This window comes from Pseudidiomarina sp. WS423 (assembly GCF_050750165.1).
In the GTDB taxonomy this organism is placed as follows: domain Bacteria; phylum Pseudomonadota; class Gammaproteobacteria; order Enterobacterales; family Alteromonadaceae; genus Pseudidiomarina; species Pseudidiomarina fusca.
Map to the genome: position 1 here is coordinate 102,123 of NZ_JBOJLN010000002.1, position 25,665 is coordinate 127,787.

The following is a 25,665-nucleotide window of genomic DNA, read 5'->3' on the forward strand; positions in this document are numbered from 1 at the left end:
TTACTACAGGGGATTACATGTACTGCGGGCCAAAACCATTGGTCCATACGATGGCCGAAGTTACCATCAAAATAACCAAGAGAATCAATCCGGCAGTGACTACTGAGCTGGCATAGATAAAGCCACGCTCTTCAGGGATGTGCATTAAAATAGGTACCCCTGAATACAGCAGATACACTGAATAGGCGATACCCGCTAAAAAGGCCATGGTGACGAACCACAATTCTGGATACAATGCAGCCACCCCAGACATAATAGCCGGAGTTGCCGTGTAGGCAGCAAGCTCAAGAGATTGCGTGAAGGTAGGCTCAGCACCAAAGGTTTTTGCCATCCAGTGCACCAAATAAGCTAACGCAAACACCGCAGCAATAATGCCTGCATACATGGCTACGGCCATGGTGACAGCGCTACTTTGGGTGAGATAGGTCAGCTCTCGGGCGCCGATGCTCCAGCCCAGATGCGCAGATGCATAATAGGCAGCGGCACAAGGGATAAGTGCAATTAAAAGAATGTGCGTGAGTGAAAAAGTGATGCTTTCGTGCCGTTGGTCGATGGTTTTCCATTCATCAACCGGATGTGCGTATAGTCCCCAAATATGATTTAAAATCATGATATACCTCAACTTCTGTTGTTATTCTGTGGTTTTATAATTGCCCTTGACGCTTTTTTATGCGCCTTGACTTAAATATTGGTCGGTTTTTCGGCATAGTCAAGGAAATTGCATGATTTAACCCTAAAAAAAGTAGTGAAATTAAACGAGGTCTTTGTTTGGACGAATTATTGCAACCCATTCGCGGTTTTTTACACTGTGCCACGCCGGCTGCTTGGCTAGCTCAGGCCAAGCGCCCTGAGCAGTTGCCGGTGTTGTTGCTCGACCATCTTGTGTGTGAGCTGAAGGCAGCGCAATCAGCGATGTTTTTAATTCGCCGTTATGCCGTTGATGAAGCCAGCGGTGAGGCGTTGCTGCAATGGTTGAAGCCCTATGAGGATTTTACTTATCGTAAGCAAGGCGATTGGCGCAGTTTAGCTAATCGGCCCTTGAAAAAATCGATGATACCGGCGGCCCGCTCAGCTTATGGACAAGAATTGATTGATAAGATGGTGTTGCTGATTAAAGAAGAACTGCATCATTTTTATCAAGTGTTAGAAGTGATGGAGCGGCATCAGGTAGCCTACGATACCATTGGCTCGAGCCGTTATGCTCGCGGGCTGCTACGGCATGTGCGTACTTACGAGCCAGAGGCGTTAATAGACAAGCTGATTTGTGGGGCCTATATTGAGGCACGCTCGTGTGAACGCTTTGCTTGCATAGCGCCCTATTTGCCAGCTGATATTGGTGATTTCTATATCTCGCTATTGCGTTCAGAAGCTCGGCATTATCAAGATTATCTGAGCTTGGCTGCTGCCATTGCTGGGCAAGACATCAGTGCACGGGTGCAATTCTTTGGCGAACGCGAGGCTGAATTGATTTTAACCGCCGACGAAGATTTTAAATTTCATAGCGGGGTACCGGCCGCCAGTTAGCGCAGAGGTGCAGTGTGCAATTGCAACCCTTGTGCGGTCACTGCTAACCAGCTGCCTTGTTGATACCAATCACCAAGCACAATGCGTTGTGCGAGGGCTTGGTTGGCTAGTGCCACCTGATGGATATTGGGGCGATGGGTATGCCCATGAATCAACCATTGCACTTGGTGCTGCTGCATCGCCTCGACCACGGCGCACTGGTTGACGTCCATGATCTTAAGCTGAGCATCGGTGAGAGGTTTCTGGGTGGCGCTATTGGCGCGCAATTTGTTGGCAATCCGCATGCGCCAAGCCAACGGCAATCGCAGTAACAGCTTGGTGAGCCAAGGGTGACGAATGATCCGCCGGAACCGTTGATAGCTAACATCGTCGGTACAGAGGCTATCGCCATGCATGATTAAGGTTCGACAGCCATACAAATCAATCACGCTTGCCTCTGGCAACAAAGTAACGCCAGTGCGTGTGGCAAAGCTTGGGCCGATGAGAAAATCGCGATTGCCGGCAATAAAATAAACGGCAACCCCCTGCTGAGTTAGTTGAGCCAATGCCGCTTGAATGCTCTGAGCGAAGTCACTGTTATCGTCATCGCCTATCCAAGCATCAAATAAGTCACCCAAAATATAGAGGGCATCTGCATTGGGTGCTTGCTGGCGCAAGAACTGCAGAAACAGCGCGGTAATATCGGGCCGCGCTGGACTCAAATGAAGATCAGCAATAAACCAGGTGGTGGCTGCCATCAGTAATCGAACTTACTCAGCGATAGACACGCTTTGAATCACCACGTCGTCAACCGGCACATCTTGGTGAAAACCAGCGTGCGAGGTACGAACTTGTTCAATCGCATGAACCACATCCATGCCGGCGACAACTTCACCAAACACACAGTAACCCCAACCACCCATGCTTTCATTGCGGAAGTTCAAGAAGTCATTATCAGCAACGTTAATAAAAAACTGAGCGGTGGCTGAATGTGGATCTTGAGTACGCGCCATGGCGATGGTGCCTTTGTTATTTTTAACGCCATTGTTAGCTTCGTTGGCAACGGCGTCATGGGTAGGCTTTTGCACCATTTCTAGGTTAAAACCACCGCCTTGAATCATAAAACCTTTGATAACACGATGAAACAAGGTGTTGTTGTAGAAGTCTTCGCGCACGTAAGTGAGGAAGTTTGCAACGGTTTTAGGGGCTTTATCAGCAAACAAGGTGAGGGTGATATCACCGTGGTTGGTGTGCAGGGTTACCTGAGGATTGGCAGACATGAGCTACTCCAAACTAAATAAATAAACGAAACAGCAAAAAGGATCGCTGCTTTTCGGAAAAATTAACCCGCGCAGTTTAGCATTGTTTGTGGCAAGGCTGCACCTTGCGTTATGATATCAAGCTAGCATTTTTAAATTTATTTGGCCTTATACAGGAGCAGCCGTACATGTTGAAAGTTTTTAATACCTTAACCCGCCAAAAAGAGGAGTTTAAGCCCATTACTCCAGGTAAGGTAAAGCTGTACGTGTGCGGTGTAACTATTTATGACTACTGTCACATTGGCCACGCGCGCACCTATGTTGCCTTTGATGTGATTGTCAGATACCTACGAGCCCGCGGCTTTGAGGTGACTTACGTGCGCAATATCACCGATGTGGATGATAAAATCATCCGCCGCGCGCAAGAAAATAACGAAGCTATTGCGGATGTCACCGAACGTTACACGCAAGCCATGCATGATGACTTTGATGCACTGAACTTGTTGCGCCCAGATATTGAGCCGACGGTGACCGGCCACATGCAAGATATCATTGTGATGATTGAGCGTTTAATCGCTGACGGCCATGCCTACGTAGCTAACGATGGTGATGTGCTGTTTGATGTCAGTACCTTCAAAGAATACGGCCAACTGAGTCGGCAAAACTTAGAACAGCTGCAAGCTGGCGCGCGGGTAGATGTCGCCGATAATAAACAAGATCCTTTAGATTTTGTGTTGTGGAAACAAGCGAAAGCGAATGAGCCAAGCTGGCAGTCGCCTTGGGGGGCTGGGCGTCCGGGCTGGCATATTGAATGCTCAGCCATGAATAAACGCCATTTAGGCGAGCACTTTGATATTCATGGCGGCGGTTCTGATTTGATTTTCCCACATCATGAAAACGAAGTAGCGCAAAGCTGCTGTGCCAATCATAGCCCTTATGTGAATTACTGGATGCATAGTGGTATGGTGCAAGTAGATGAAGTGAAAATGTCGAAATCGTTGGGTAACTTTTTTACCATTCGCGATGTGTTGGCGCAGTTTGACGCCGAGACGGTACGATATTTCTTGTTATCGAGCCATTATCGCTCGCAATTGAACTATTCTAAAGACAACTTGGAGCAGGCGCGGGCCAGTTTAGAACGTCTGTATACAGCTTTACGTGATGCGCCAGAAGTAGCTGCTTCAGAGCCTGCTGCGGCAGACTTGCATGATCGCTTTTATGCAGCGATGGACGATGACTTTAATGCCCCAGAAGCCTTAGCCGTATTATTTGAATTAGCGCGCGAAGTAAACCGTGCGCTCACTGCTGGCGACAGCGCAGCGGCTGGAGCCTATGCCGCACAACTACGACAACTGGGCCAGTTGTTGGGCTTATTGACACAAACCCCAGCTGCCTTTTTGCAAGGTGCTGATGCCGACGTGGCGGAAATTGAAGCTTTGATTGCCGAGCGTTACGCGGCCCGGGCGGCTAAAGATTGGGCCAGAGCTGATGCCGCCCGCGACAAGTTGGCAGCCATGCAGATTGAATTAGAAGATACCGCCACCGGCACCCGCTGGCGTCGCGGTTAACTCACTCACAGATAACGAGGTACCTTATGGGATTTCCTACAGCGCAAGTGTTAGATAATTATCATGCGGCGATGACCGGCGATTTTGACGCAGTGATTGTGGTGGGCGATTTTGCGCAAGACTTACCAGAAGACTTTGCCGACTTTATTGAACAAGCGGCGCAATTGGACAAACGGGTTGGCAAGCAAGCCTTGTTAGTCGCTGCTGAGGTGCCGGGTGGACGCTTAATTTTGGCACCGACCGGGTCGTTGGAGCGGGATTATGATGACGTACGCGTGATTGCCGAAGCTGCAGGTACTGGGGCGCGTATTGCCCAGCAAGCGGGTAGCAGCAAACCTTTATTAGTGGTGTTTGGGGTGCCTCAGCAAGCGCGTTATGGGCAAGCTGAAGCGGTAGCCTACTGGGGTGCTTGCCAGGCTTTGTATGAGCCGTTAGAGGCGCGTGAAGCACTCGGTGAGGCTGAGTTAGAAACCGTCAGCAGCATTGGTATTGTCGGTGCTCTAGATGCCAGTTGGTTAGAAGCCGTAGAGGCGGGCAAGCGAGTTGCCCGTGACCTGTGTGGAACCGAGCCTGAGCGGATGGCACCGCCGAAGTTTGCCGAATACTGTCAGCAGGCTTTTGCCCACAGTCCGGTGCGGGTAACTGTGATTGATGACGTGCAACAATTGCAACATGAATACCCGTTGTTAATGGCCGTAGCCCGAGCTTCACTTGGGGTGGAGCGCCATTTACCGTGCGTGGTTCGGCTTGAATACAAAGCACCACAGCCAGAGCAAACCTTACTGATGGCTGGTAAGGGTATCGTTTATGACACCGGTGGTGCGGATGTCAAAACCGGTGGCCATATGGCTGGCATGAGCCGTGATAAAGGTGGCGCTGCAGGTGTGGCTGGGTTTATGAAAACCGTCGCCTTGATGCGTCCAGACACCGTGAGTGTGGTAGCTGAGTTAGGCGTGGTGCGCAACAGCATTGGCGCGGAAGCTTTTGTTGCTGATGAAATCATCACCGGTCACAGTGGCGTACGAGTGCGCATTGGTAATACTGATGCTGAGGGCCGTTTGTTACTCGCCGATTTGTTGTCTCATCTGCGCAGTGAAGCGCATCAATACACCAATCCACAACTCTTTAGTGTGGCGACCTTAACCGGCCATGCAGCCTTAGCGAAGGGGCCTTACACGGCGTTGATCCCGAATGGTCCAGCGCGCGTAAATGCTATCACGGATAATTTATGGGAAGCCGGCGAAGTATACGGTGACCCGAGTGAAATTTCTTGGTCTCGGCGCGAAGATTTTAAATTTGTCGCACCGCGGACTAAGGCCGATGACATTTTATCAAGTAACAATGGCCCGTCAGCAACCACCGCACGTGGGCACCAATTCCCGATGGCATTTTTAACCATTGCCGCGGGTTTAGATAAACACGGTAGTGACTGCAACAAACCGCTCCCTTATGTGCATGTCGATATTGCTGGGAGTGGGGTAGAAGGCGGCGATTGGCAACATGGTAAGCCTACGGCGACGCCAGTGGCTAGTTTTGCTGGTTGTTACTTGCACCGTTAATAGCTAACTTTGAGGACAGTAACATGCGTGGATTTAAACTGGTTCAGTTAAAACAGACGGCGTGGGCCGCATTGGTCTTGCTTGTTGCAGCACCAGCGTGGGCACAGGCTAACCTTGCTGAGGTTGAGGTTAAAGCCACGCAAGTTGCAGGCAATGTGTATATGCTCACGGGTATGGGCGGCAACATCGGCGTTTATGTGGGTGATGATGGCGTGGTCATGATCGATGCCCAGTACCAAGGGTTAGCAGACAAGATCACTGCGGCGATTGCGGCCGTGACCGAGCAACCGATTAAAACTCTAGTAAATACCCATTTTCATGGTGACCATACTGGTGGTAATGCTCCGTTCGCTCGCAACGGGGTGATGGTTGTGGCTCATGAGAATGTCAAAACACGATTAGCGGCAAACGATAAATTTGACCGTGATGGCCTGCCTAAAGTGACTTTTAGCGATGGCTTAGAAGTGAAGGCTGGTAGCCAGAGCGTGCGGCTGCAGCATTATCCAAACGGTCATACTGATGGCGATGTGGTGGTATGGTTTCCGCAAGCAAATGTCATTCACGCCGGTGATTTATTCTTTGTCGATCGCTTTCCGTTTATCGATTTAAACGCGGGCGGCAACGTACAAGGCTTTATTGATAATGTGCGGGCGGTGATTGCCGAACTAGATACACAAACCCAGATTATTCCGGGCCATGGTCGTTTATCTAAACGAGCAGATTGGTTGCGCCTAGTGCACATGATTGAGGCGACGCGCGAAGAAGTACTTACGTTGAAGCAGCAAGGCATGAGTGTTGAGCAAGTGATCGAGCATGGCTTAAGCGAGCAATGGCAGGCTTGGTCATGGAGCTTTATTAACGAAGAGCGCTGGATTCGTACCCTATATCAGTAAGGTTGGATTGCGCTACAACAATAAAAAGCCGCTACAGTGGTACTGTCAGCGGCTTTTTTGTCAGTTATAGCGTTAGTGAATGGAAGCGCCAACCTTACATGATTGGAGTTTCGATCTCGATCGCATCCAACTGTGCTTTCGTTTTGCCGTGGGGCTGTGGCGTACGGCTGGTTGGGTCGATGTGAACAAATACAATGTCATCGGCGACGCAAATATTCTGTTTGGTTTGCTTATTACGCACCACACAGGTGACGGTTACAGAGGTTTTACCCACCTTTTTGACACCTAACCCAAATTCAACCACATCGCCCTGATACGCAGAGGTTTCAAAGCTGATGGCGCCAATGTGTTTCGTTACTAAGCTTTTGGCATCTAGCTGGCAGGCCGCATAGATATAAGCTTCTTCGTCAATCCATTCGAGAATACGACCACCGAATAACGAGCCGGCAAAATTCAAATCATTAGGCATAACCAAACGACGAGATAAAAAGCGCATGAACACCCACTCCTTTGTGGAACTGTCAGTGATACTTAGAGTACAACCTGTACGGTTACTTAGTATAACTTATTGTAAGTGTCTGGCAAAAAAGTCTGCGATCATTTGGTAGCGATGAATACTGGTCTCGCGGCCGCTTAAACCGTGTGCCTTACCGGGGTATGCCATCATCTCAAAGGGCAGCATCTGTTGTTGTAGCTGCCAAGTGAGCAATGCCGTATGGCTGTACAACACGTTGTCGTCCGCCATGCCGTGATAAATCAGCAGGGGCCGTTGTAACTGCTTCGCATAGGTCATCACATTTGCCGCCCGATAACCATCTGGATTATCTTGCGGGGTGCCCATGTAGCGCTCGGTATAATGAGTGTCATAAAGTGCCCAGTCGGTGACCGGAGCACCGGCTACAGCGGCCGCAAATTGTTGCTGCGCCCGTAAAATAAGGTGCAACGCCATATAGCCACCGTAACTGTGACCAAATACGCCAATGCGCTCACCGTCCACATAGCTCTGTTGTGCAAGCCATTGCGCTCCCAACTGTTGATCGGCAACCTCAAGTTGAGCTAGTTGTCGATAAATGCCGGTTTCGAACTGGCGGCCACGGTTGCCACTACCGCGATTGTCTAAGGCAAAGACCACAAAGCCTTGGCGCACTAGGTATTGGGTAAAATAGTCACCCCAGCTGTTGGTTACCCGCTGAGCACGCGGGCCACCGTAAACCATAACGACAGCCGGATAACGACGGTTATCGGCCATCATGGGTGGTTTGTGTACGCGATAATAGAGGGTCTGGCCATCGGCGGCAGTGAGTTCACCAAATTCTGGATAGCTCCATTGCTCGATATAGGGTGCCAAGGGATGTTCGGCATTGATTTTATTCTCGTGCAGCCAGACGATGCGCTCACCGGTGGGGCCATGTAAACTTACTTGAGGTGGTTGCTTGGCACTGGAAAAATAGCTGATATAGCTGCGTCCGTTGCCGGCAAACACCACTTGATGCATGCCGCGGCGCTGACTGAGTTGACTCGGTTGGCCAGGATTATTGGTATTCAAGCTGGCGCGGTAGAGATGACGTTCTAGAGGGGTTTGTTTGCGCCCAGTAAAATAAACCACCCCAGTGATTTCATCCACATGACTTACTTCATCGACATTCCAATCGCCACTGGTGAGTTGGCGAATCAAACTGCCATCCAAACGGTACAAGTAAAGATGCTTGAAGCCACTACGTTCAGAGGCCCAAACCAAGTGACGAGCATCTTCCATAAAGTGCAAATCATCATGCAGATTCACCCATTGTGCGCTGGTCTCTTGCAGCACCAGTTGGGGCGCACCTGTTGTGTTAATGTCCTGCACATAAAGATTCAGTTGTTGCTGCAGGCGGTTCTGCCACTGATAGCTCAGCCGTTTGCTGTCGGGCACCCAGTTAACTCGGGCTAAGTAGCCGCTGCCATGGCGTTTCGGCAAGTTAAACCATTGTGGCTTGAGTGGCTGCGAGAGTTGCTGCGAGAGTTGCTCAGCAGACTCTTGCGACAGCTCGGTGGGTAAACTTAATACCCCTAAATCAACCAATGCATTGGTTTGTCCTGCCGCAGGGTAGGGTTGTTGTACCAAGGTGCTTTGGTTGGCATGAATATCCACTCGAGTTTGAATCGGCACCTGGCTCAAATCGACCCGAGTTAAGGCAATATGGCGCTCATCGGGGCTCCACCAATAGCCCGTCATGCGTTTCATTTCTTCTTGGGCGACAAACTCAGCCGTTGCAAATTGCTCAGTGGCACTGCTTCTTTCAGTTAACTGTAACGTGCGCTGTTGGGCGAGATCAATTAACCAGAGGTTATAATCATGAACGAAGCTGATGTAATTGCCAAGCGGAGAAAAGCGCACATCTGTAGCAAAGTAATCCGCATTGGTGAGCTGCTGCGTGTGACCGCTGGCGATGTCGTATAAATACAACTGTCCCTGCAAAGGAAAGAGCAGTGACTGGCTATCTGGCGACCATTGATAATCAACAATACCGCTGGCGCTGATGCGCATGCGTTCACGGCGCGCCTGCTCTTCAGCAGAGAGATTAATATCACTGGCAGTGAGATCAGCTGCTTGAACTAAGCGTTGATGTTTATTTTCGCGTACTTGGTACAACCACAAATCGTAAACGTTCGGAGCATCAGCAGAGCCAGCCAAATAACTGACCCACTCACCAGAGGGGGAGATTTGAATACGCTGCGGGGCAGTGGTGGTTAGGCTAGGAGCAGAAAAAATGCGTTCGATATCAAATTCAGCAGTGTCCGCCCGCGCCGTGGCCGACACAAAAGCGGTGAAGAAGAGGCTTAACGTTAAAATCGTAATGCTAATCGCAGTGGGCATGCCTGCTAGGTTCCTGTGTTAAATTTTACTTGTAGCATTAAGTAATATTTAAGCAGTGTATCAAAGCAGGCCGCCAACTGAGTTAAGGTGCGGTAAAGTGCGCCTTGTGTGCGCTAGAATTCACCACGTATACCAATACTAAAATTACGTCCACGAATGGGAGCGTCATCTTTGAGGTACGAGCTATGCACAAAACCGAGTTCGTCGGTTAGGTTCTCGGCCTTTAGGTATAGGGTGATGCCATGCTGCTGTAACGCCACCGGAAATAAATTAAGCTGGGCATTGAGTAAGCCATAGCTAGGCGTGGTAGTTTCGTACGCAGTGATTCGGGTTTGTCTGTTGTACCAGGTGTAGCCTAACTTGGCTTCCCATTGGTCGGCTTGATAACGCCCCTCCGCACCTAAACGTTGGGCTGGAATGCGCGGCAGGTTGTCGCCACCATCACGGGCGCGGCCACGAATGTAATCGCTAAAAGCAGTGAACTCAACCTGTTCGGTGACTTCCCAGCGGCTACTTAGTTCGTAGCCGTAAAGTTCAACATCACGTTGCTGATAGGCGACGATGGGCAAAGCACCGCCATGATCATGGTCATGAGCTTCGCCTGGTTGTTCGGCATGTTCGTCGTGTTCATGGTGGTGAGCAATGTCGCTGCTAACAAAGCCGCTGTAGGCATTAAATACATAATCATCAATGCGGTTATAGAACATGGTCCAGTCTAAATGGAAACTGGCTAAGTTTAGGTGCAAGCCAAGATCGATGTTGTTGGATTGTTCTTTGCGCGGTGCCTTTGTTGCTGGTTCAATATGCAGATAGTGCTCGCTTACCGCATCGAGTTGATAGGTTAAGCCAAGCTCGTAGGTACGAGTTGCCAAGTGCTGACCATTGGCAAATAGCTCATTGGCCGACGGAGCCCGTTGGGCATGACTGAGGTTTGCTGAGAGCTGAACTCCTGGCTGCAGCTGGTAAGTTAAGCCTAATGATGCGGATACCGGTTGGAATGAGTACTCATTGACACTCACATCCTCGTAACGCACCCCAGTTTGCCAGGTGACTTGGTTAATTTCGCGCTCCAGCAGCCAAAACAAGCCATGTCGCTCGGTGGTTGAAGCTGGAGTATAGGCTTCGGCACCAAAAGCGCTCTGTTGCTGGTCAAAATAATGATAGCCAAAGGCACCCTGCCAGCCTGCCAGCGGCTCATGATTTGCGGTTAAACGCAATTCATGCTGTTCGTTGGTGAAGGTGGTGGAGGGCAGTTGATCTTCAATTTCTTGATGTTGATAATCAGTAAAACCGTAGCGAAGTTCTACTTTTTCAATGCCTTGTAAGCTAGGCGTGAGCCAGCCACCGTGTACTTGGATACGGTTCTGCCAAAGATCAGCGAAGGGGCCGACCTCGGCATGCACCTCAGCCTCGTGCTCGTGTTCATGCTCATCGGCGTGCTCATCAGCATGGTCATCTTGGTGGGCATGGTCATGCCCAGGAATACCATATTGCTGCTCTAAACGTCCGTAAGAAACGCCAAAGTAGCCTTGGTCAAACAGATAACTGACGCCAAGGTTTACCCCTTCAGCATCCACAAAGCTGTTGTTGATGCGAGTGAGGCTTTCACCCTCGTCATTGGTAAAGCTTGGAACATCGTAGTCATCGCTACGACGAATAAAGGCATCAGCGTGCCATACGGTATTTTTATGATCAGCATTAAAACCGACGGTAGCATCGCGCAAGTTACTGGCGGTATTAAGGTTCACGCCATAAAAGCCGCGACTGCCGCCGACAAAATCTTGCGCAATGCGCTGGTCAACAACGTTAACCACGCCTCCGATGGCACCACTACCGTACAACAAGGTGGCGGGACCACGAAAAATTTCGACTTGCTCAGCTACCGAGGTCTCGGTAGTGACCGCATGGTCCGGTGAGCCGCGTGAGACATCGGCACTATCTAAGCCGTTTTGGGCGATTTTAACCCGCGGACCATCAAGGCCACGAATGATCGGGCTACTGGCAACTCCAGCAAAATGAGTGGCGTTGATACCAGGCTCATGCATGAGGGTGTCGCCCAGCGTGTGAGCTTGATTTTCACGCAGTTCATCGCCAGCCATAACGCTGATGGGTTGCGCCGATTCTAAGGCAGTACGAGCCAACGGGCTACTGGTGATAACAATCACTTCAGTGTCTTGATGCTGATGCTGTGCTGCTTCTGTGGTGCTTTCGGTGGCTGTGGTTGCGCCTTGGTCTTGGGCCAGAGCGTTGCTACTAAAGCCAGTAACCACAACACCTGCAAGCAAGCTTGATACCATCAAGCTGAGTGGTTTTATGGATGTTTTGATAGGTTTCTGTGACCTAGCAAGGGGCGCTTGAACAACAGGCATTGATACTTTCTCCACAGTCATAATGAGGTAAGCTATGTAATGTTATAATGTAACAATAACACGGGTTTTTGCACGAGGCAATAGGGTCATTCCTACCCAGTGTGGTTGCTTAGGCTATTGTTGCCAGTAGTCTTTATCGCTAAACTGTGATGCGAAAAATAACAAATACACCATGAATGGAACCCTTTATGCGCTTAATTTCGATGTTTGGCTTGACGCTGATCGCGGCAAGCTTGGTCGGTTGCAATGATGTGACCGACACCGAGGCTAGCAATAACAGCACTGTTGCGGCAGTGACTGCCAATGCCAGTACTTTGCAAGCCCACTTAGAATTTTTAGCTAGTGATGAACTTGAGGGCCGCGATACCGGCAGTCAGGGGCATGAAATTGCAGCTAAATACATTGCCACCGAGTTTAAGCAGTTGGGCCTAGAACCGGCTGGGGATGATGGCACTTATTTTCAGCGCATTAAATTCAGACGGAGCTACTTAGAAGAAAACTCAGCCACTTTCACCGTGCGCAACGGCGATACCGAAATTGAGTTTGATTATCCTAAGCAGTTTATTACCGGGCCCAGCGCCTACACCGAGCAGGATGATGTGACTGCGCCGCTGGTGTTTGTTGGTTATGGTTTGGTATCCGAAGCGTTTGGTTTAAACGATTATGCTGGGGTGGATGTTAACGGCAAAATTGTGGTGATGCTTACCGGCCGTCCAGCCGATTTACCAAGCGAAGAAGGTGCCCACCTGAATAGCAGCAAAACAAAATTTGCAGCTGAGCGCGGAGCGGTAGGCATTATCACGCTGCATAGCCCAGAGCGCGAAAAAGTAAGGCCTTTTGAAGTAGGGGCTATGTATCAACGGGCGCCTACAGTGCGCTGGTTGCAGCCAAATGGTGAACCCAATGTGGCCTACAAAAATATTGCCGCGGGTGCCTATTTGCATCACGAAGCAGCAGCGCCATTATTTGCTAAGGCTCCGCAGAGCTTAACAGATATTTTTGCGGCAGCTGAAGCAGGCGAGCCGGTGCCTAGTTTTGAATTAGGTTTTGAAGCACAGCTTACACGCGCCTCTCGCCACGAAGAAATTAGCAGCCCGAATGTTGCGGCGGTATTACCGGGTAGCGATCCACAGTTAAAACATGAGTACGTGCTCTACACCGCACATTCAGATCATATTGGTATCACCAAAGATCTAAGCCAAGACGACCACATTAACAATGGTGCGATGGATAACGCCTCAGGCGTTGCTGTGATGTTAGAAACGGCACGAATGTTTGTGGAATCAGGCGTCGCTCCGAAGCGTTCGGTGTTGTTTTTATCGGTGACAGCCGAAGAGCGTGGTCTGTTGGGTGCGGACTATTTTGCGCATCAACCGACAGTGCCTTTGGCAAATATCGTAGCTAACGTGAACCTTGATATGCCGGTGTTGTTGTATGATTTTGCCGACGTCATTGCATTTGGCTCAACCCATTCAACCTTGGGTGAGACAGTGGCCAGCGCAGCCGGCAAGTATGGTATCGAGCTGAGCGAAGATCCGATGCCAGAACAGGCGATTTTTACTCGCTCAGATCACTACCCATTCGTGAAGAAAGGCGTACCAGCGGTATTTTTAATGACTGGCTTTACCGCTAAAAATGAAGATGAAAACGGTGGTGAAGTGTGGGGTAAGTTCTTTGCTGAGCACTATCATCGCCCTAGCGACTCGACCGACTTACCCATTAATTACGATGCCGGCGTGGTCTTTACCAACATCAACTATGCCATTGGCGAAGAAATTGCTAATCAGCAGCAGCGTCCGCGTTGGTTGCCTGAGTCATTTTTTGCCAAGCTCGATTAATGATGTAAGTTTAGCGAGCAAAAAAAGCGCGGGTCTTGGACCTGCGCTTTTTTGTATGTCGCCTTTACATAAGTTATACATATAGCGTAGCAAGCACAAATCAAGCCCGTCGTTAGTCGCTATTTTCCCGCTCTATAGCAAGAATATTCCGTTATTTACTTGTAATTTTATAAAGAAATTGGATACATTGAAGGTCAGTCATTGTTTTGCGACAGTGCTTCTGGCAAAAAGTTTCCTGACTTTTTGTTGATTACAAAAATAAAAAATGATCTGGAGAGATGATGAAAAATAGTCACATCGCCAAATCAGTACGTCTTGCTTTAGCCTTTGGTGCAGCCTCTACGCTGTTATCAGCTGGTGCTTATGCGCAAGATGTCACTGATCAAGATGAGAACGCCGATGCGGAAGAAAAAGCGGAACGTATTACCGTTGTAGGTTCGCGTATTCGTACCGACGGTATGGATAATCCTACCCCGCTTGAAGTTATTTCCACCGAACTAGCCGTTGAACAAGGTTTAAATACCTTGGGTGAATTGCTACGTACCTCTACTGTGGCTTCTGGTTCAAACCAGTTAACTGCAGCTATGTCGGTAGGTAGCGTAACCGAAGGTGGTGCTGGTAACGAGTCTATCTCAATGCGTGGTTTAGGTGCGAACCGTACCCTCGTATTGTTGAACGGTCGCCGTGCAGGGCCTGCCGGTACTCGTGGTCAAGTAGCTGCGTTTGATATGAACTCGATTCCTGTATCTGCCGTTGAACGAGTTGAAATCTTAAAAGACGGTGCGTCGTCTTTATACGGTTCTGACGCGGTAGCTGGTGTTATCAACATTATCACTAAAAAAGGTGATGAATCAGCGATTAACTTCAGTGCTAATCAGCCAACTGAATCAGGTGGTGAAAACTACCGTTTGAATGGTACTTACGGTCAAGCCTTTGATAAAGGTTCATTCCGTGTGGTTGCTGATTACCGTTTACAACAAGAATTGGCCCGCGGAGATCGCGACCACTTTGCTTGTGAACAGCGTTATTTGATCGATCAAGCCACTGGTGAGCGTGCTGATCCGATCGATCCACGTACCGGTAACTATCACTGTAACGATTTACCTTACGGTATGTGGTTATGGGACTACGGCGCAGGTAACTACCTGTCAACCATTCAGAACTACGATTACGATGGTTCTAAAACAGCAGCTGGTTTGCCAACCTACAACCCGGTTAACCCAGGTGACATTGGCGTACCAGAAGGTTGGTATCCAGTGGGCTACGACAAGCTTACTGATGGTTGGTTAGATGCCGATCACCCGTTCCAAGACTTGCAAACCATGGTACCACGTACTGAAGCATGGTCACTGTATGCGCAGGCCGATTATGATTTGTCTGACAACGTGCGTTTCTACTCAGAAATCTTGCACAGTGTGCGTGAAACTAAAATCAACAGCTATCGCCAATTCTGGGAACCCTTCATTCCTGCATGGGCTGGTTTGGTACCTGGTTGGGAAGGTGACGTAGCGTTAGATCCAACGGCTGTTACAGATCACTCTGGTAGTGTTACCACCATCGACTACACCCGTGGTGTGGTAGGTTTGGAAGGTTCACTAGGCTTCTGGAACTGGGATATTTCTTGGCAGCGCAGCTTAAGCAGCGGTACTTATGACACCAAGATTATCCTACAAGACGCGCTAGAAATGGCAGCTAATGCTATCTGGGGTGATCCATGTGAAGGTGAAGTATCACCTATTTCAAAACGCGCTTGTTATGCGATTGATTTCTTTGATCCAGAATACGTTCGCGGTAACTTTGACCAAGGTACCCGTGATTTCTTATTCGGTATGGACCATGGTAAAACCATCTACAAACAAGATACTGTTGATGCTTACATCACCGGTGACTTATTTGATTTACCAGCGGGTACCGTAGCCACTGCAGTTGGTGTGGCTTATCAAACTGACTCGATTGTGGACACTCCCGGAGAGCAAACCTTACAAGGTAACTCATGGGGTATGAGTAGCGCTGGCATCACTGCCGGTCGTCAAACCACCGTAGCTGCTTATGGTGAGATCCAGGTTCCAGTACTACGCGATTTACCAGGTGTGTACTCGTTAGATTTAACCGGTTCTGCCCGTTGGACTGACGTGAACACTTACGGTAGCGACACCACCTTCAAGATCAGTGCAAACTGGGCTATTACTGAAGATTTGCGCGTACGTGCATCACGTGGTACTTCGTTCCGTTCACCGGCGTTGTTTGAATTGTACTTAGGCGACCAATCAGCGTTCTTTGATCAGCGTAGCGACCCATGCTGGGATTGGGCAGCTCGTGAAGATGCTGGTACTATCAACGAGCGTGTGCTAGCTAACTGTCAAGCTGACGGTATCCCTGGCGACTACGCACAAGACTTCGGTTCTGGTACTGCCTACACAGGTGGTGGCGCTGGTACTCTGAAAGCTGAAACCTCAGTATCTGAAGGTGTAGGTATTGTTTGGAGTAGCCCAGAAGGTACGGTTGCAGCGTCAGTTGATTATTACCAAGTGCGTATCGACAACCAAGTGGACGATATCACTGGCGTAAGCATCCTAAACTTATGTTATCGCTCAGATGATTTCGAAAACGAACCGTTCTGTGATCGCTTTACTCGTAACGACGGTACTGAAACTGGTAACTGGGGTATCGATGAAGTTTACGGCGGTTACGTTAACGTTGCTAGCCAGTACGTACGTGGTGTGGATACCGTGTTAAGCTATCAAGACGATACCCCGATGGGTTATTTACGTCTGCGTTTAGACCACACTATCCAAATCGAGCGTACTTACCAGCAGTTTGCTGATAGCCAACCAGAGCAGTACGTAGGCTTGTTAGGTAACCCACGTCATTCAGGTACTATCACTGCGTCATTAGAGCGTGATACTTGGACTTATACTTGGGCCACTCGTTATGCTGGTAAAGTTGACAACTACGGTGAATACGTCAATGGTTCAGCAACTACCTATCGTGGTACTCCAGTGTACTTTAACGCTGAAGCTCCAACGACTTTCTACCATACTGCGTCAGTATCTAAGCAATTTGAAAACGATATTGATTTAACCGTAGGTATTACTAACGTGTTTGATAAGAAGCCACCATTAGGTAGCCCAGCTTACTCATACACTACCGGTAATGCGATGATGTACTCACAGTACGATCAGTTCGGTCGTCAAGTGTTCATCAACTTGAACTACTCGTTCTAATGGTATTAAGCTTGTTATAAGCTCTTGTAAAAGAGGCCAAGTCGGATAACGACTTGGCCTCTTTTTTTATGCCTGCTGGGTAGGTGAGACTCTTTAGATTGGCGAACCCGGTGGTAGGGCGGCAGCAGCCGGCACCGGCCAACGTTGATGCTCTAACAACTGCTCGAGTGCATACACCACATAGGCTTGATGGGCTGAGGCTGGCGCCTGTTGCCATTGCTGTTGCTGCTGTTGTAAAAACTGCCACAGCGGAGCTTTGACGACCGCACTGAGCTGTTGTTGCTGATAGACCTGAGCCACCGCAGTCAGTGTTTCAAAGGCTAACCGTTGCGTCAGGGTATCCGCCGAGGCGGCTTGTGCCGGAGTTAGGGTAGTGTCTGCTAGGGCCGCTAACAGAGTGCTAATGCTAGGGATACTTGGCGTTTTGCTATGCTGTTGCGCGAGGCGCTCAAGGCGTTGTGGCTGTAACAGCAAATCAAGGGTAAAACGGGCACTGCTGGCCGCCATACTATCGGTATCTGGTAATAATCCAGTAAGCCCAGTAAAGCGCTCACGGTCGTAGCCTTCGCCGTAGGCCGGTGCAGTGAGTAGTTCCTGTATTGCGGTGGGTAAACGCAAGGTATCGGCTTGTAGCGTCTTCATTAACACCTGCAGTGCGCGCTGTTGTTGGCTAGCATTGACCGCCCGCACGGGTCGGAAGGGTTCACCTTTTACGCTGTAATCGTAATGCACTCCAGCAAGCATTTTTACGGCGGCTTCTACTTGATAGCGATGCAGTAAATACACCGGGACTAACACATTTTGCAACTGGCTTAAGGGTTGGCCAGGGGCTAAGTTGGCCAGGCCAAATTGCTGCAAAGCGGTGGCGCGTACCGCGAGAATACGCTCTAGTTCGGTGACCGCATCGCTGCCGTTATCCCATAAATGGGCGTCAGGATGAGCGCCACCAGGAGCACGCGCATCACGGTCTGAGATAAAGCTTAAGCCCAACCGACGATTCTGCTCGAGCACCTTGGCTAAATCGCCGTCACCATAGCCGTAAGCCACCACTTGCTTATCCCAAATACCGAGGCCTTCGGTGTAGGCTCCGGCCAAGCTTAAACCTTGCTCATTGGTGCTTAAACTTACTAAAGGATGGGGGTAATCCATCACCGAAGCACGGTCATGGCTGCTGGCGGCAAAATTATGGGCAATCCCCAATGTATGACCGATTTCGTGGGCTGATAGCTGACGAATCCGGGCCAGCGCCATGGCCTCGATATCAGCAAGTAATTGCTGCTGTGAGGCGGTATCGGTGTGGTCTTGATAAGGTGCCAGTAAGCCTTGGGCAATCAGCATATCTTGACGGACGCGGAGAGAGCCGAGCGTGACATGACCTTTGATAATTTCGCCGGTACGGGGGTCGATAATTGACGCGCCGTAAGACCAGCCGCGAGTGGCACGGTGCACCCATTGAATGACGTTGTAGCGCACATCCATAGGATCGGCATCGGCTGGCAACTCGCGTACTTGAAAGCCGTCAGGGTAGCCAATTTCGGCAAAAGCTTCCGCCCACCACTTTGCTCCGTCAAGTAGCGCCGTACGCACCGGTTCGGGTACGCCGGGGTCTAGGTAATAGATGATCGGGTTGGTCGCGCTTAACCGATGGCGTGGAATGTATTGCACCGTGAGTGGTTGTCCTAATGGGGCTGCATAATCTTGGTGAGCCTCGCTCCAAAACCCACTTTGCGGATGAAAATGCCGCGGTTGGTAATTGGCATCAGGTAATCGAATAAAAGAGTGATGTAAATGCAGAGTCAGCTGATTGGCATCTGCGGCCACTTGGTTGACGTAACTGCCACTGGCTTGGCCACTAAAGGTGAGTTTAGCTTCGAGCTCGGTATTGTCGGCAAAAGCTTTACTGCGCGCAGGATAAATCACTGATTGAGCGCTGTTGACCTTATAGTTGCCCTGTTTGCTCTGAGCCAAGCGTTGCACCACGCCATGGGTATCGCTGAGTAAGAACGGCGTATAATCAATCAGCACTGCATCGGCATCGGCAGCGACTACTTTAAAACCCGCAATGACTGAACTAGCAAAGGCTTGCTCGATACTAGCGCGCTCAGCCGCATTGTCGCTATTAGCGCGAAACTTGGTATTATGTTGTTGCAACAACACTTTATCGCCTTCAATTAAAAAGCTTGCTAGCCGAGTAGCTCCTAATTGACCGCGGTCTAAACCTATGTCGTTAGAGCCTAAGCCCCACGGCAAACTGGTTTGAAAAATAAATTGGGTTTGCGCACGTGGCACCTTGAGGTAGATATTGCCTTGGTGCTGATCGTGATAAAAGCTAAAAAAGCCTTGGTGCTGCTGCATCTTTGCCGTAAAAGTAGCAATAGCCGAGTTTTGCTCATTGGTAGCTGACGAAGCTGTTGCCGCAGAAGGAGCCGAGGGCTGAGCGGGAGTTGCGATGGCGGTACTGCTGATCAAGCTCACAGCAATAAAGCCAGCTAAGCTAAGTACGCCTATTGAACGCCGAGATAAAGTTATACATTGCATGATAATCATCCACTGAAAAACGGAATACAAAATGTCAGACACAGGGTATACCAAAGCGCCAGCAGAAACTAACCTAAGCACGACTAACGGGCCAAAAGATGATGCCAATTTCAAGCTTGATGAACGTTTAGCGGCCGATAGCTTTTGGTTAGCAAGCTGGCCGTTGTGTGAGCTGCGACGGTTTGATGATCAACGCTACGCGTGGCTGATGTTGGTGCCGCGGCGGGCTGATATGACCGAGTTTGTTGATTTGCGCGAGGCCGACCAAGTGCAGTTGGCACGTGAGATCAAACGAGCAAGTGAGATGCTGTTACAGGATGCGCGGCAACGCCAGCAAAAGGTTAAGCTCAATGTCGGCGCGCTAGGTAATGTGGTGAGCCAGTTGCATATTCATGTGCTGCTGCGTCAGCCCAATGATCCTGCGTGGCCAGGGCCGGTATGGGGCCACTCAGCCGCGTTACGATTTGCCGCAGCCCAGCAGCAACAAGAGCTCACACGCTGGCAAGCTCTTCTTTAAGTTGCGCGCACCACTGCGCAATACGCTCATCGCTATACTGGTATTGGCTGTCTTCATCTAGCGCTAAGCCGACAAAAAATTCGTCGTTGTTGATGAGGGCTTTTGAGGCGGCAAAGTCATAGCCTTGGTTCGGCCAGAAACCTAATCGAATGCAGCCACGGGTATTGGCGTGGCTGGCGAGCTCATCGTGCAGCATGCCTAGTGCATCTTGAAACCAATCGGTGTAACCCACTTGGTCACCCATACCAAACAGCGCCACTTTTTTATCAGTGAGCTGCAACTGGCCGATATCTTGCCAATGGCTTTCCCAATCTTCTTGAATTTCACCAAAATCCCAAGTTGATAGGCCAAAAATAAGCACCTCGAACTGCTCTGCATGAGCCAGAGATACATCTTTGATATTAAACAGCTCGACTTCGCCCGGGGCAAACTGAGCTTGAATTTTTTCCGCTGCAATTTCGGTAAAACAGGTGGTGGATCCGTAGAATAATCCTATCGGTGTGGTCATTCTTCCTCACAGCATTGCGTTATCTCAATCAAGGTAGCACTAGTGTATCAGAAATGCCTTGGCTTATGGTATTCTTGCGCACTGCAACAGCCACGCCAACAGGTGGCTTAAGTAACGTTTGGGTGAAGGAAAGTAGGTGATGGCATCAGCAGAGTTTCAGCAATACGTGGAACAATTAGAAGAAGTTTTTGAGCGTGCGGTGGTGACAGGCACAGACGACGAACTGTTTGCCAGCGGCTACTTGCGCGGCCATTTTGATTTGGTGGTAGCGCAATTGGAATTGCAAGAGCTGGCCCAAACCACAGCCATTTTGCCGGCGGTGCGTGCTTCAGTAGAGCACGCCAAGCACGAATTAGCACCGGCCGACATGGTTCATATACAGGCTATGCTGGCGCAGCTTGAAGCCGTTGCGGAGCCAACCGCTGCAGCAGCTCAGTAGCCAAGGGCAGGGGTTCTTGCAGCCACTGGCTGACCAATATTTCTGCGGCCAAGGGCGCACTGGTAAACCCACGTGAGCCGAGCCCACCTAAGACTGCTAAGGTGGGAGTGAGCCAGCCGCAGGCGGGCAAATGATCGCGGGTGGTGTTGCGCTCGGCGGCACGGTCAGCGACAGCTTCTAACTGCTCGGCCCAAGCTCTGGCAGCCGGCCCCAGATTATCAATCAGGGTGGCTAAATTTTCCTGCTGATCGGCCGTTTGTGGTTGCTGCGCTAGGCTGGCTGGGTAGTTGCGAGCGTAGGTGGCGCCAACACAATGGCGACCGTCTTCGGCAGGCGTAAAGTAGCCCTTGTAGCAGATCACCGTTGGGCAGCTACTGCTGGTTGCTGTTGCCGCTACCTGAGTGACTTGGCCACGCACATTACTGAATTGCAACTGCCACGGCGCTAGCAACTGCTGCATGCCAGCGCCGGCGGCGACCCACAGCAGATCAGCGCGACCAACTAAGCTATCCCCACTATAGAGGTGCCAACCAGAAGCATGTGGCTTGATGGCGGTAATGGCTTGGTGCCCGCTACTTGGCTCTTTATCCAGTTCTTTTCCTAATTCAATGATGGTTAACAACTCGCCGCATTGCTGCAATAAATCAGCGACGAGTTTGGCCGGACTGACCCAACCGGCGCGCGGATAAAATAAGCTTGGCTGCGCTGGTAATTCCGCCCAATGTTGTTGAGTGGCGGCAGCGCTCAAGCCATGCACGGTTTCTGCATGGTACAGTTGGGCGGCTAAAAGTTTGTGTTGGCGTTGCTGGCGCTCCTGATTAAAGCCGAGCTGCAAGACTCCGCTTGGATGCCAACAGGCGGGTGCATACTGTGCATAAAACTGGCGAGCCTGATGAAAGGCACCGACAAAAAACTGTGCGAGCGGACTGAATTGCGCATGTAACAGAGGGTAGACTGCACCTTGCGCATTGCCTGAGGCGCCGCTAGCGATTCCGGTGGTATACAAGGTCACCGCGTGACCGCGGCGGGTCAGTGACCAAGCCAAGCAAGCTGCCGCGATACCTCCGCCAACAATGGCTAACCGAGGCGCCTCAGCAGTCGCTCTCGCAGCGCCATTTTGCATGGACCCTGTTGGTTCAGAACCTGTTTTCTCGCAAAGAACGCCGCGTAGCATCTCGCGTTTATGGCCAAAGCCTTTAACTTTGAGCACACTAAAGCCAGCTGCTTGTAAACCACGGCGAACGGCACCGGCAGCGGTAAAGGTAGCAAAAGTACAGCCAGCACGAGCATGACTGACCATGGCGTTAAATAATTCAGGTTGCCACATGGCTGGGTTCTTATCCGGGGCAAAGCCATCCAAAAACCAAGCATCTACGCTCTGTTGCGAAGGCCACGCCGGCAGCAGGTCGAGAATGTCACCAAACCACAGATCTAAGGTGACCCGACCTTGGGCAAATTGCAGCCGATGACACCCAGCCTCGGCCGCAGGGTAATGCGCCTGCAGTTGCGCTGCTAACTCTGCTAGCTCTGGAAAGTGGGCTAGCGCCCGCTGCAAATCAGCGCGGGCTAAGGGGTACTTTTCAAATGAGACAAAATGCAGTCGCAGCGAGCTAGGCGCCTGTTGCATAAAAGCATGCCAGCAGGCAAGAAAATTCAAGCCGGTACCAAAACCAGACTCGGCTACTACAAACAGCGGATGCGGATGAGTTTGCCAGCGTTGGGGTAGATCGTTATGCTGCAAGAATACGTAACGACTTTCGGCCAGACCATCGCTGTTGGTAAAATAAATATCATCAAAAGCGGTAGCGACCGGTAAACCATGGTCGTTGTAGCTGATTTGCGCAGGCTGCACCGGCTGAGGGGGAAGTTTACTCACAAAAAAGTCATCCAATCAGGTGGCTAATCTAGCGCATTAGTGTAACAATTTTTAGGTAAAAATACGGAAAGCAGACCACTTTTTTTCAGAAGTGGGCTACCATACAGCAGCGCTCAGCAAGACAGGACATGAGAATGAGAAGAGCAGTGATTACCGGACTTGGCATTGTGTCGAGTATCGGCGTGAACAAACAAGAAGTGTTGGAGTCGTTACAACAAGGACGCTCGGGCATTGAATTTTCTCAAGAATTTGCCGATATGGGGTTACGTTGTCAGGTTTGGGGGCCAGTACGGGCTAACCCAGCTGATCATATTGACCGCAAAGCATTACGCTTTATGGGAGATTCTGCCGCCTATGCCTACATGGCCATGGCGCAAGCGATAGCCGATGCCGGCTTAACCGACGAACAAGTGTCAAACCCACGCACAGGTCTGGTGGTTGGCTCCGGTGGCGCTTCTGGCGAGCACCAGGTTGCCGCTGCTGATATCATGCGTGAAAAAGGCGTGAAACGAGTGGGGCCTTACATGGTGCCTCGTTGCATGGCTTCTACCACGTCGGCATGTTTAGCAACGCCATTTCAGATCAAAGGGGTGAACTACTCCATCAGTTCAGCCTGTGCTACTTCGGCGCACTGTATTGGTCATGCCTTGGAACTGATTCAATTTGGTAAGCAAGACCGTGTGTTTGCTGGTGGTGGTGAAGAATTGCACTGGACCTTAGGCATGGAGTTTGATGCTATGGGTGCACTTAGCACCAAGTACAATGACCAGCCTACCAAAGCGTCGCGTACCTATGACGTGGATCGTGATGGCTTTGTGCCGGCCGGTGGCGGCGGTATTCTGGTGATTGAAGAACTAGAAACAGCGTTGGCACGTGGTGCTCATATTTATGCTGAAATTGTTGGCTATGGTGCCACTTCGGACGGCTACGACATGGTTGCGCCATCAGGCGAGGGTGCCGTGCGTTGTATGCAAATGGCCTTAGAGACTGTTGATACGCCGATTGATTACCTGAACACACACGGTACCTCAACCCCGGTTGGCGACACTAAAGAGCTGGAAGCTATTCGTGAAGTGTTTGGTGACACCACGCCAATGATCAGTGCCACTAAAGCGATGACTGGCCATGCCCTAGGTGCGGCAGGTGTCCACGAAGCTATTTACTCGTTACTGATGATGCAACATGGTTTTGTGGCGCCATCCATCAACGTGGAAAACTTAGATCCAGGTGCTGCTGGGATGAATATTGTCACCAGCCCAACCCCAGCTAACATTACGACGGCGATGTCGAATAGCTTTGGTTTTGGTGGCACCAATGCCACGCTGGTTTTGCGTAAGTATCAGTAACCTAGCTTGCTGCAAGCAGCTATCTTAACGGTAGCTGATGGTTTACAAAAAAGGTGCGCCAAGGCGCACCTTTTTGTTGTAAGCTAGCTCGTCTGTTTTAGTGAGCTATAAGTGGCCCATCTATGATCAATCTTCTCGCCGATGCCAGTATGCCGGCCCTGGCCCAACTAGTACGCGCCTGTCAGCAAGCTGGTATGGCGTTGCAGCTAGAAACTTTTAGTGGACGCCAGCCCGACGCTTTCCAACTAGCGCGAGCCCAAGTACTACTGATCCGCTCGATTACCCAAGTTACCAAGGAACTGTTAGATCAAGCTCCGCATGTGTGTTGGATCGGCACTGCAACCATAGGTACTGAGCATGTTGATGCGTCAGCTTGCCAGGCGCGGGGGATTAAGTTTGTCAGTACCCCCGGTGTGAACGCACAAGCGGTGGGTGACTACGTTGCCAGTGCCGTAGCCGCGTTAACCTTGGCGCAGGATGCAGCCTTAACCGGGCCAGTAGCGATCATTGGTGGTGGGCATACGGGCCAAGCTGCTGGGGCGCGACTGCAAGGTTTGGGCTATCAGGTGCATTATTATGATCCGCCTTTAGTGGCACAGGGGATAAGCCAACGAGATGGCATGCCGATTCATGCCAACTGGCAGCAGGTGTTAGCCAGTGCAGCGATCAGCTGCCATGTGCCACTCACGCGCAGCGGACCTTTCGCTACCTACCATTTGCTGGATGACGCCAGTATCGCTCAGTTACCTGCAAATTGTGTGCTGATTAACGCAAGTCGCGGGCCAGTAGTAGCAGAGTCCGCTTTGCGCGCCGCAGCTAACCGACAACAACCATTGCGAGTGGTACTCGATGTGTGGGAGCATGAGCCACAGATAGCTACGGATTTATTGCCCTGGCTGAGCTTAGCTACCATGCATATTGCTGGGCATAGCATGGCTGGCAAAGTGGCCGGCACCTTGCAATTACTGCAGCAACTGCTGTCTTGGTTGCCAAGTTCCGAGTTAGCCCAAGCCAGTGGCACCGCCATGCCCGTACATGAATTGCCAGACTTAATTGATTTATTGCAAGCTTGGCCGACAAGTGTACAGCCGCAGCTATGGCAGGCAAATGAGGCCCCTGATTGGCGAACACTAGCATCCTGGGTCTTGGCGATTTATGATATACGCCAAGATGATTTAGCGTTACGACAACAGCCTGCTAAACCGGCCGCTTTTGACCAACTGCGGCGTGGTTATGCGCATCGTCCTGAATTAAGTGTTGGACAGGTGCAAGGTGGTTCTTGGCTGGCCACAGAAGAATGGCGTAAGCGCCTAAAACAATTAACTTTTCAATTCAAATAAGGCTGCTAAGGCGGCCCACCAAAGCTAGGAG

The 25,665-nt window shown here is 50.5% G+C and carries 19 protein-coding genes; 10 read left to right on the forward strand and 9 right to left on the reverse strand.

Translation table 11 applies throughout. The features are described from left to right. Nucleotides 1-13: 13 nt before the first annotated feature. On the reverse strand, nucleotides 14-610 hold the full coding sequence (locus ACQ661_RS03515; RefSeq protein WP_153825838.1) for a Yip1 family protein: 597 nt from the start codon (nucleotides 608-610) through the stop codon (nucleotides 14-16). 158 nt (nucleotides 611-768) lie between these two features. Between ACQ661_RS03515 and miaE the strand changes: the two genes are divergently transcribed. Further along, nucleotides 769-1,524 carry a tRNA isopentenyl-2-thiomethyl-A-37 hydroxylase MiaE gene (gene miaE / locus ACQ661_RS03520; RefSeq protein WP_153825837.1) on the forward strand — a complete coding sequence of 252 codons (756 nt, stop codon included), beginning with the start codon at nucleotides 769-771 and terminating at the stop codon, nucleotides 1,522-1,524. On the opposite strand, the gene lpxH is transcribed toward miaE, so the two are convergent. Both lpxH and ACQ661_RS03530 read right to left on the reverse strand, forming a co-directional pair. Next, complete coding sequence (gene lpxH / locus ACQ661_RS03525) at nucleotides 1,521-2,261, reverse strand: UDP-2,3-diacylglucosamine diphosphatase (protein ID WP_431667648.1); 741 nt, start codon at nucleotides 2,259-2,261, stop codon at nucleotides 1,521-1,523. The two genes, miaE and lpxH, sit on opposite strands and share 4 nt — an antisense overlap. 12 nt (nucleotides 2,262-2,273) lie before the next feature. Continuing rightward, nucleotides 2,274-2,783 carry a peptidylprolyl isomerase gene (locus ACQ661_RS03530; RefSeq protein ID WP_110074867.1) on the reverse strand — a complete coding sequence of 170 codons (510 nt, stop codon included), beginning with the start codon at nucleotides 2,781-2,783 and terminating at the stop codon, nucleotides 2,274-2,276. Nucleotides 2,784-2,950: 167 nt separating this feature from the next. Between ACQ661_RS03530 and cysS the strand changes: the two genes are divergently transcribed. Genes cysS through ACQ661_RS03545 form a run of 3 tightly spaced genes read left to right on the forward strand, consistent with a single transcriptional unit; the run spans nucleotide 2,951 to nucleotide 6,782 of the window. Beyond that, nucleotides 2,951-4,330: a cysteine--tRNA ligase gene (cysS, locus tag ACQ661_RS03535; protein ID WP_431667649.1), complete on the forward strand. Its 1,380-nt coding sequence runs from the start codon at nucleotides 2,951-2,953 to the stop codon at nucleotides 4,328-4,330. 26 nt (nucleotides 4,331-4,356) lie between these two features. After that, a complete protein-coding gene (locus tag ACQ661_RS03540; RefSeq protein WP_431667650.1) occupies nucleotides 4,357-5,889 on the forward strand; it encodes a leucyl aminopeptidase family protein in 1,533 nt (510 codons plus the stop codon). A gap of 23 nt (nucleotides 5,890-5,912) precedes the next feature. Next, nucleotides 5,913-6,782 carry an MBL fold metallo-hydrolase gene (locus ACQ661_RS03545; RefSeq protein WP_431667651.1) on the forward strand — a complete coding sequence of 290 codons (870 nt, stop codon included), beginning with the start codon at nucleotides 5,913-5,915 and terminating at the stop codon, nucleotides 6,780-6,782. A gap of 94 nt (nucleotides 6,783-6,876) precedes the next feature. Here the strand turns inward: ACQ661_RS03545 and ACQ661_RS03550 are convergent, their stop codons facing one another. From ACQ661_RS03550 to ACQ661_RS03560, 3 genes are all read right to left on the reverse strand, one after another. Continuing rightward, nucleotides 6,877-7,278, reverse strand: a complete 402-nt coding sequence (locus ACQ661_RS03550; RefSeq protein ID WP_313932471.1) for an acyl-CoA thioesterase — start codon at nucleotides 7,276-7,278, stop codon at nucleotides 6,877-6,879. A gap of 69 nt (nucleotides 7,279-7,347) precedes the next feature. Beyond that, on the reverse strand, nucleotides 7,348-9,639 hold the full coding sequence (locus tag ACQ661_RS03555) for a S9 family peptidase (protein WP_431667652.1): 2,292 nt from the start codon (nucleotides 9,637-9,639) through the stop codon (nucleotides 7,348-7,350). A 113-nt stretch (nucleotides 9,640-9,752) separates the two neighbouring features. Then, nucleotides 9,753-11,924 carry a TonB-dependent receptor gene (locus tag ACQ661_RS03560; RefSeq protein ID WP_431667654.1) on the reverse strand — a complete coding sequence of 724 codons (2,172 nt, stop codon included), beginning with the start codon at nucleotides 11,922-11,924 and terminating at the stop codon, nucleotides 9,753-9,755. Between the two features lie 272 nt (nucleotides 11,925-12,196). Between ACQ661_RS03560 and ACQ661_RS03565 the strand changes: the two genes are divergently transcribed. Together ACQ661_RS03565 and ACQ661_RS03570 are read left to right on the forward strand one after the other, a co-directional pair. After that, nucleotides 12,197-13,846 (forward strand): M28 family metallopeptidase, encoded by a 1,650-nt coding sequence (locus tag ACQ661_RS03565; protein WP_431667655.1) that lies wholly within the window; start codon nucleotides 12,197-12,199, stop codon nucleotides 13,844-13,846. A gap of 278 nt (nucleotides 13,847-14,124) precedes the next feature. Next, nucleotides 14,125-17,070: a TonB-dependent receptor domain-containing protein gene (locus tag ACQ661_RS03570; protein ID WP_431667656.1), complete on the forward strand. Its 2,946-nt coding sequence runs from the start codon at nucleotides 14,125-14,127 to the stop codon at nucleotides 17,068-17,070. A gap of 93 nt (nucleotides 17,071-17,163) precedes the next feature. On the opposite strand, the gene ACQ661_RS03575 is transcribed toward ACQ661_RS03570, so the two are convergent. Then, entirely contained in the window at nucleotides 17,164-19,608 is a 2,445-nt protein-coding gene (locus ACQ661_RS03575; protein WP_431667657.1) for a zinc-dependent metalloprotease, read from the reverse strand. A gap of 31 nt (nucleotides 19,609-19,639) precedes the next feature. Between ACQ661_RS03575 and ACQ661_RS03580 the strand changes: the two genes are divergently transcribed. Then, nucleotides 19,640-20,125, forward strand: a complete 486-nt coding sequence (locus ACQ661_RS03580; RefSeq protein ID WP_431667658.1) for an HIT domain-containing protein — start codon at nucleotides 19,640-19,642, stop codon at nucleotides 20,123-20,125. Here the strand turns inward: ACQ661_RS03580 and fldB are convergent. Further along, nucleotides 20,100-20,633, reverse strand: coding sequence for a flavodoxin FldB (gene fldB / locus ACQ661_RS03585; RefSeq protein WP_153825824.1), 534 nt, complete (start codon nucleotides 20,631-20,633; stop codon nucleotides 20,100-20,102). The two genes, ACQ661_RS03580 and fldB, sit on opposite strands and share 26 nt — an antisense overlap. A gap of 139 nt (nucleotides 20,634-20,772) precedes the next feature. On the opposite strand from fldB, the gene ACQ661_RS03590 reads away from it, so the two are divergent. After that, nucleotides 20,773-21,072, forward strand: a complete 300-nt coding sequence (locus ACQ661_RS03590; protein WP_110074855.1) for a YfcL family protein — start codon at nucleotides 20,773-20,775, stop codon at nucleotides 21,070-21,072. On the opposite strand, the gene mnmC is transcribed toward ACQ661_RS03590, so the two are convergent. Then, nucleotides 21,017-22,948 carry a bifunctional tRNA (5-methylaminomethyl-2-thiouridine)(34)-methyltransferase MnmD/FAD-dependent 5-carboxymethylaminomethyl-2-thiouridine(34) oxidoreductase MnmC gene (gene mnmC, locus ACQ661_RS03595; protein ID WP_431667659.1) on the reverse strand — a complete coding sequence of 644 codons (1,932 nt, stop codon included), beginning with the start codon at nucleotides 22,946-22,948 and terminating at the stop codon, nucleotides 21,017-21,019. The two genes, ACQ661_RS03590 and mnmC, sit on opposite strands and share 56 nt — an antisense overlap. 134 nt (nucleotides 22,949-23,082) lie before the next feature. Here mnmC and fabB point away from each other — a divergent pair, with 134 nt between their 5' ends. Together fabB and ACQ661_RS03605 are read left to right on the forward strand one after the other, a co-directional pair. Beyond that, nucleotides 23,083-24,294 (forward strand): beta-ketoacyl-ACP synthase I, encoded by a 1,212-nt coding sequence (gene fabB / locus ACQ661_RS03600; protein WP_431667660.1) that lies wholly within the window; start codon nucleotides 23,083-23,085, stop codon nucleotides 24,292-24,294. 122 nt (nucleotides 24,295-24,416) lie between these two features. After that, nucleotides 24,417-25,634, forward strand: coding sequence for a 4-phosphoerythronate dehydrogenase (locus tag ACQ661_RS03605; RefSeq protein ID WP_431667661.1), 1,218 nt, complete (start codon nucleotides 24,417-24,419; stop codon nucleotides 25,632-25,634). The last annotated feature ends 31 nt before the right edge of the window (nucleotides 25,635-25,665 follow it).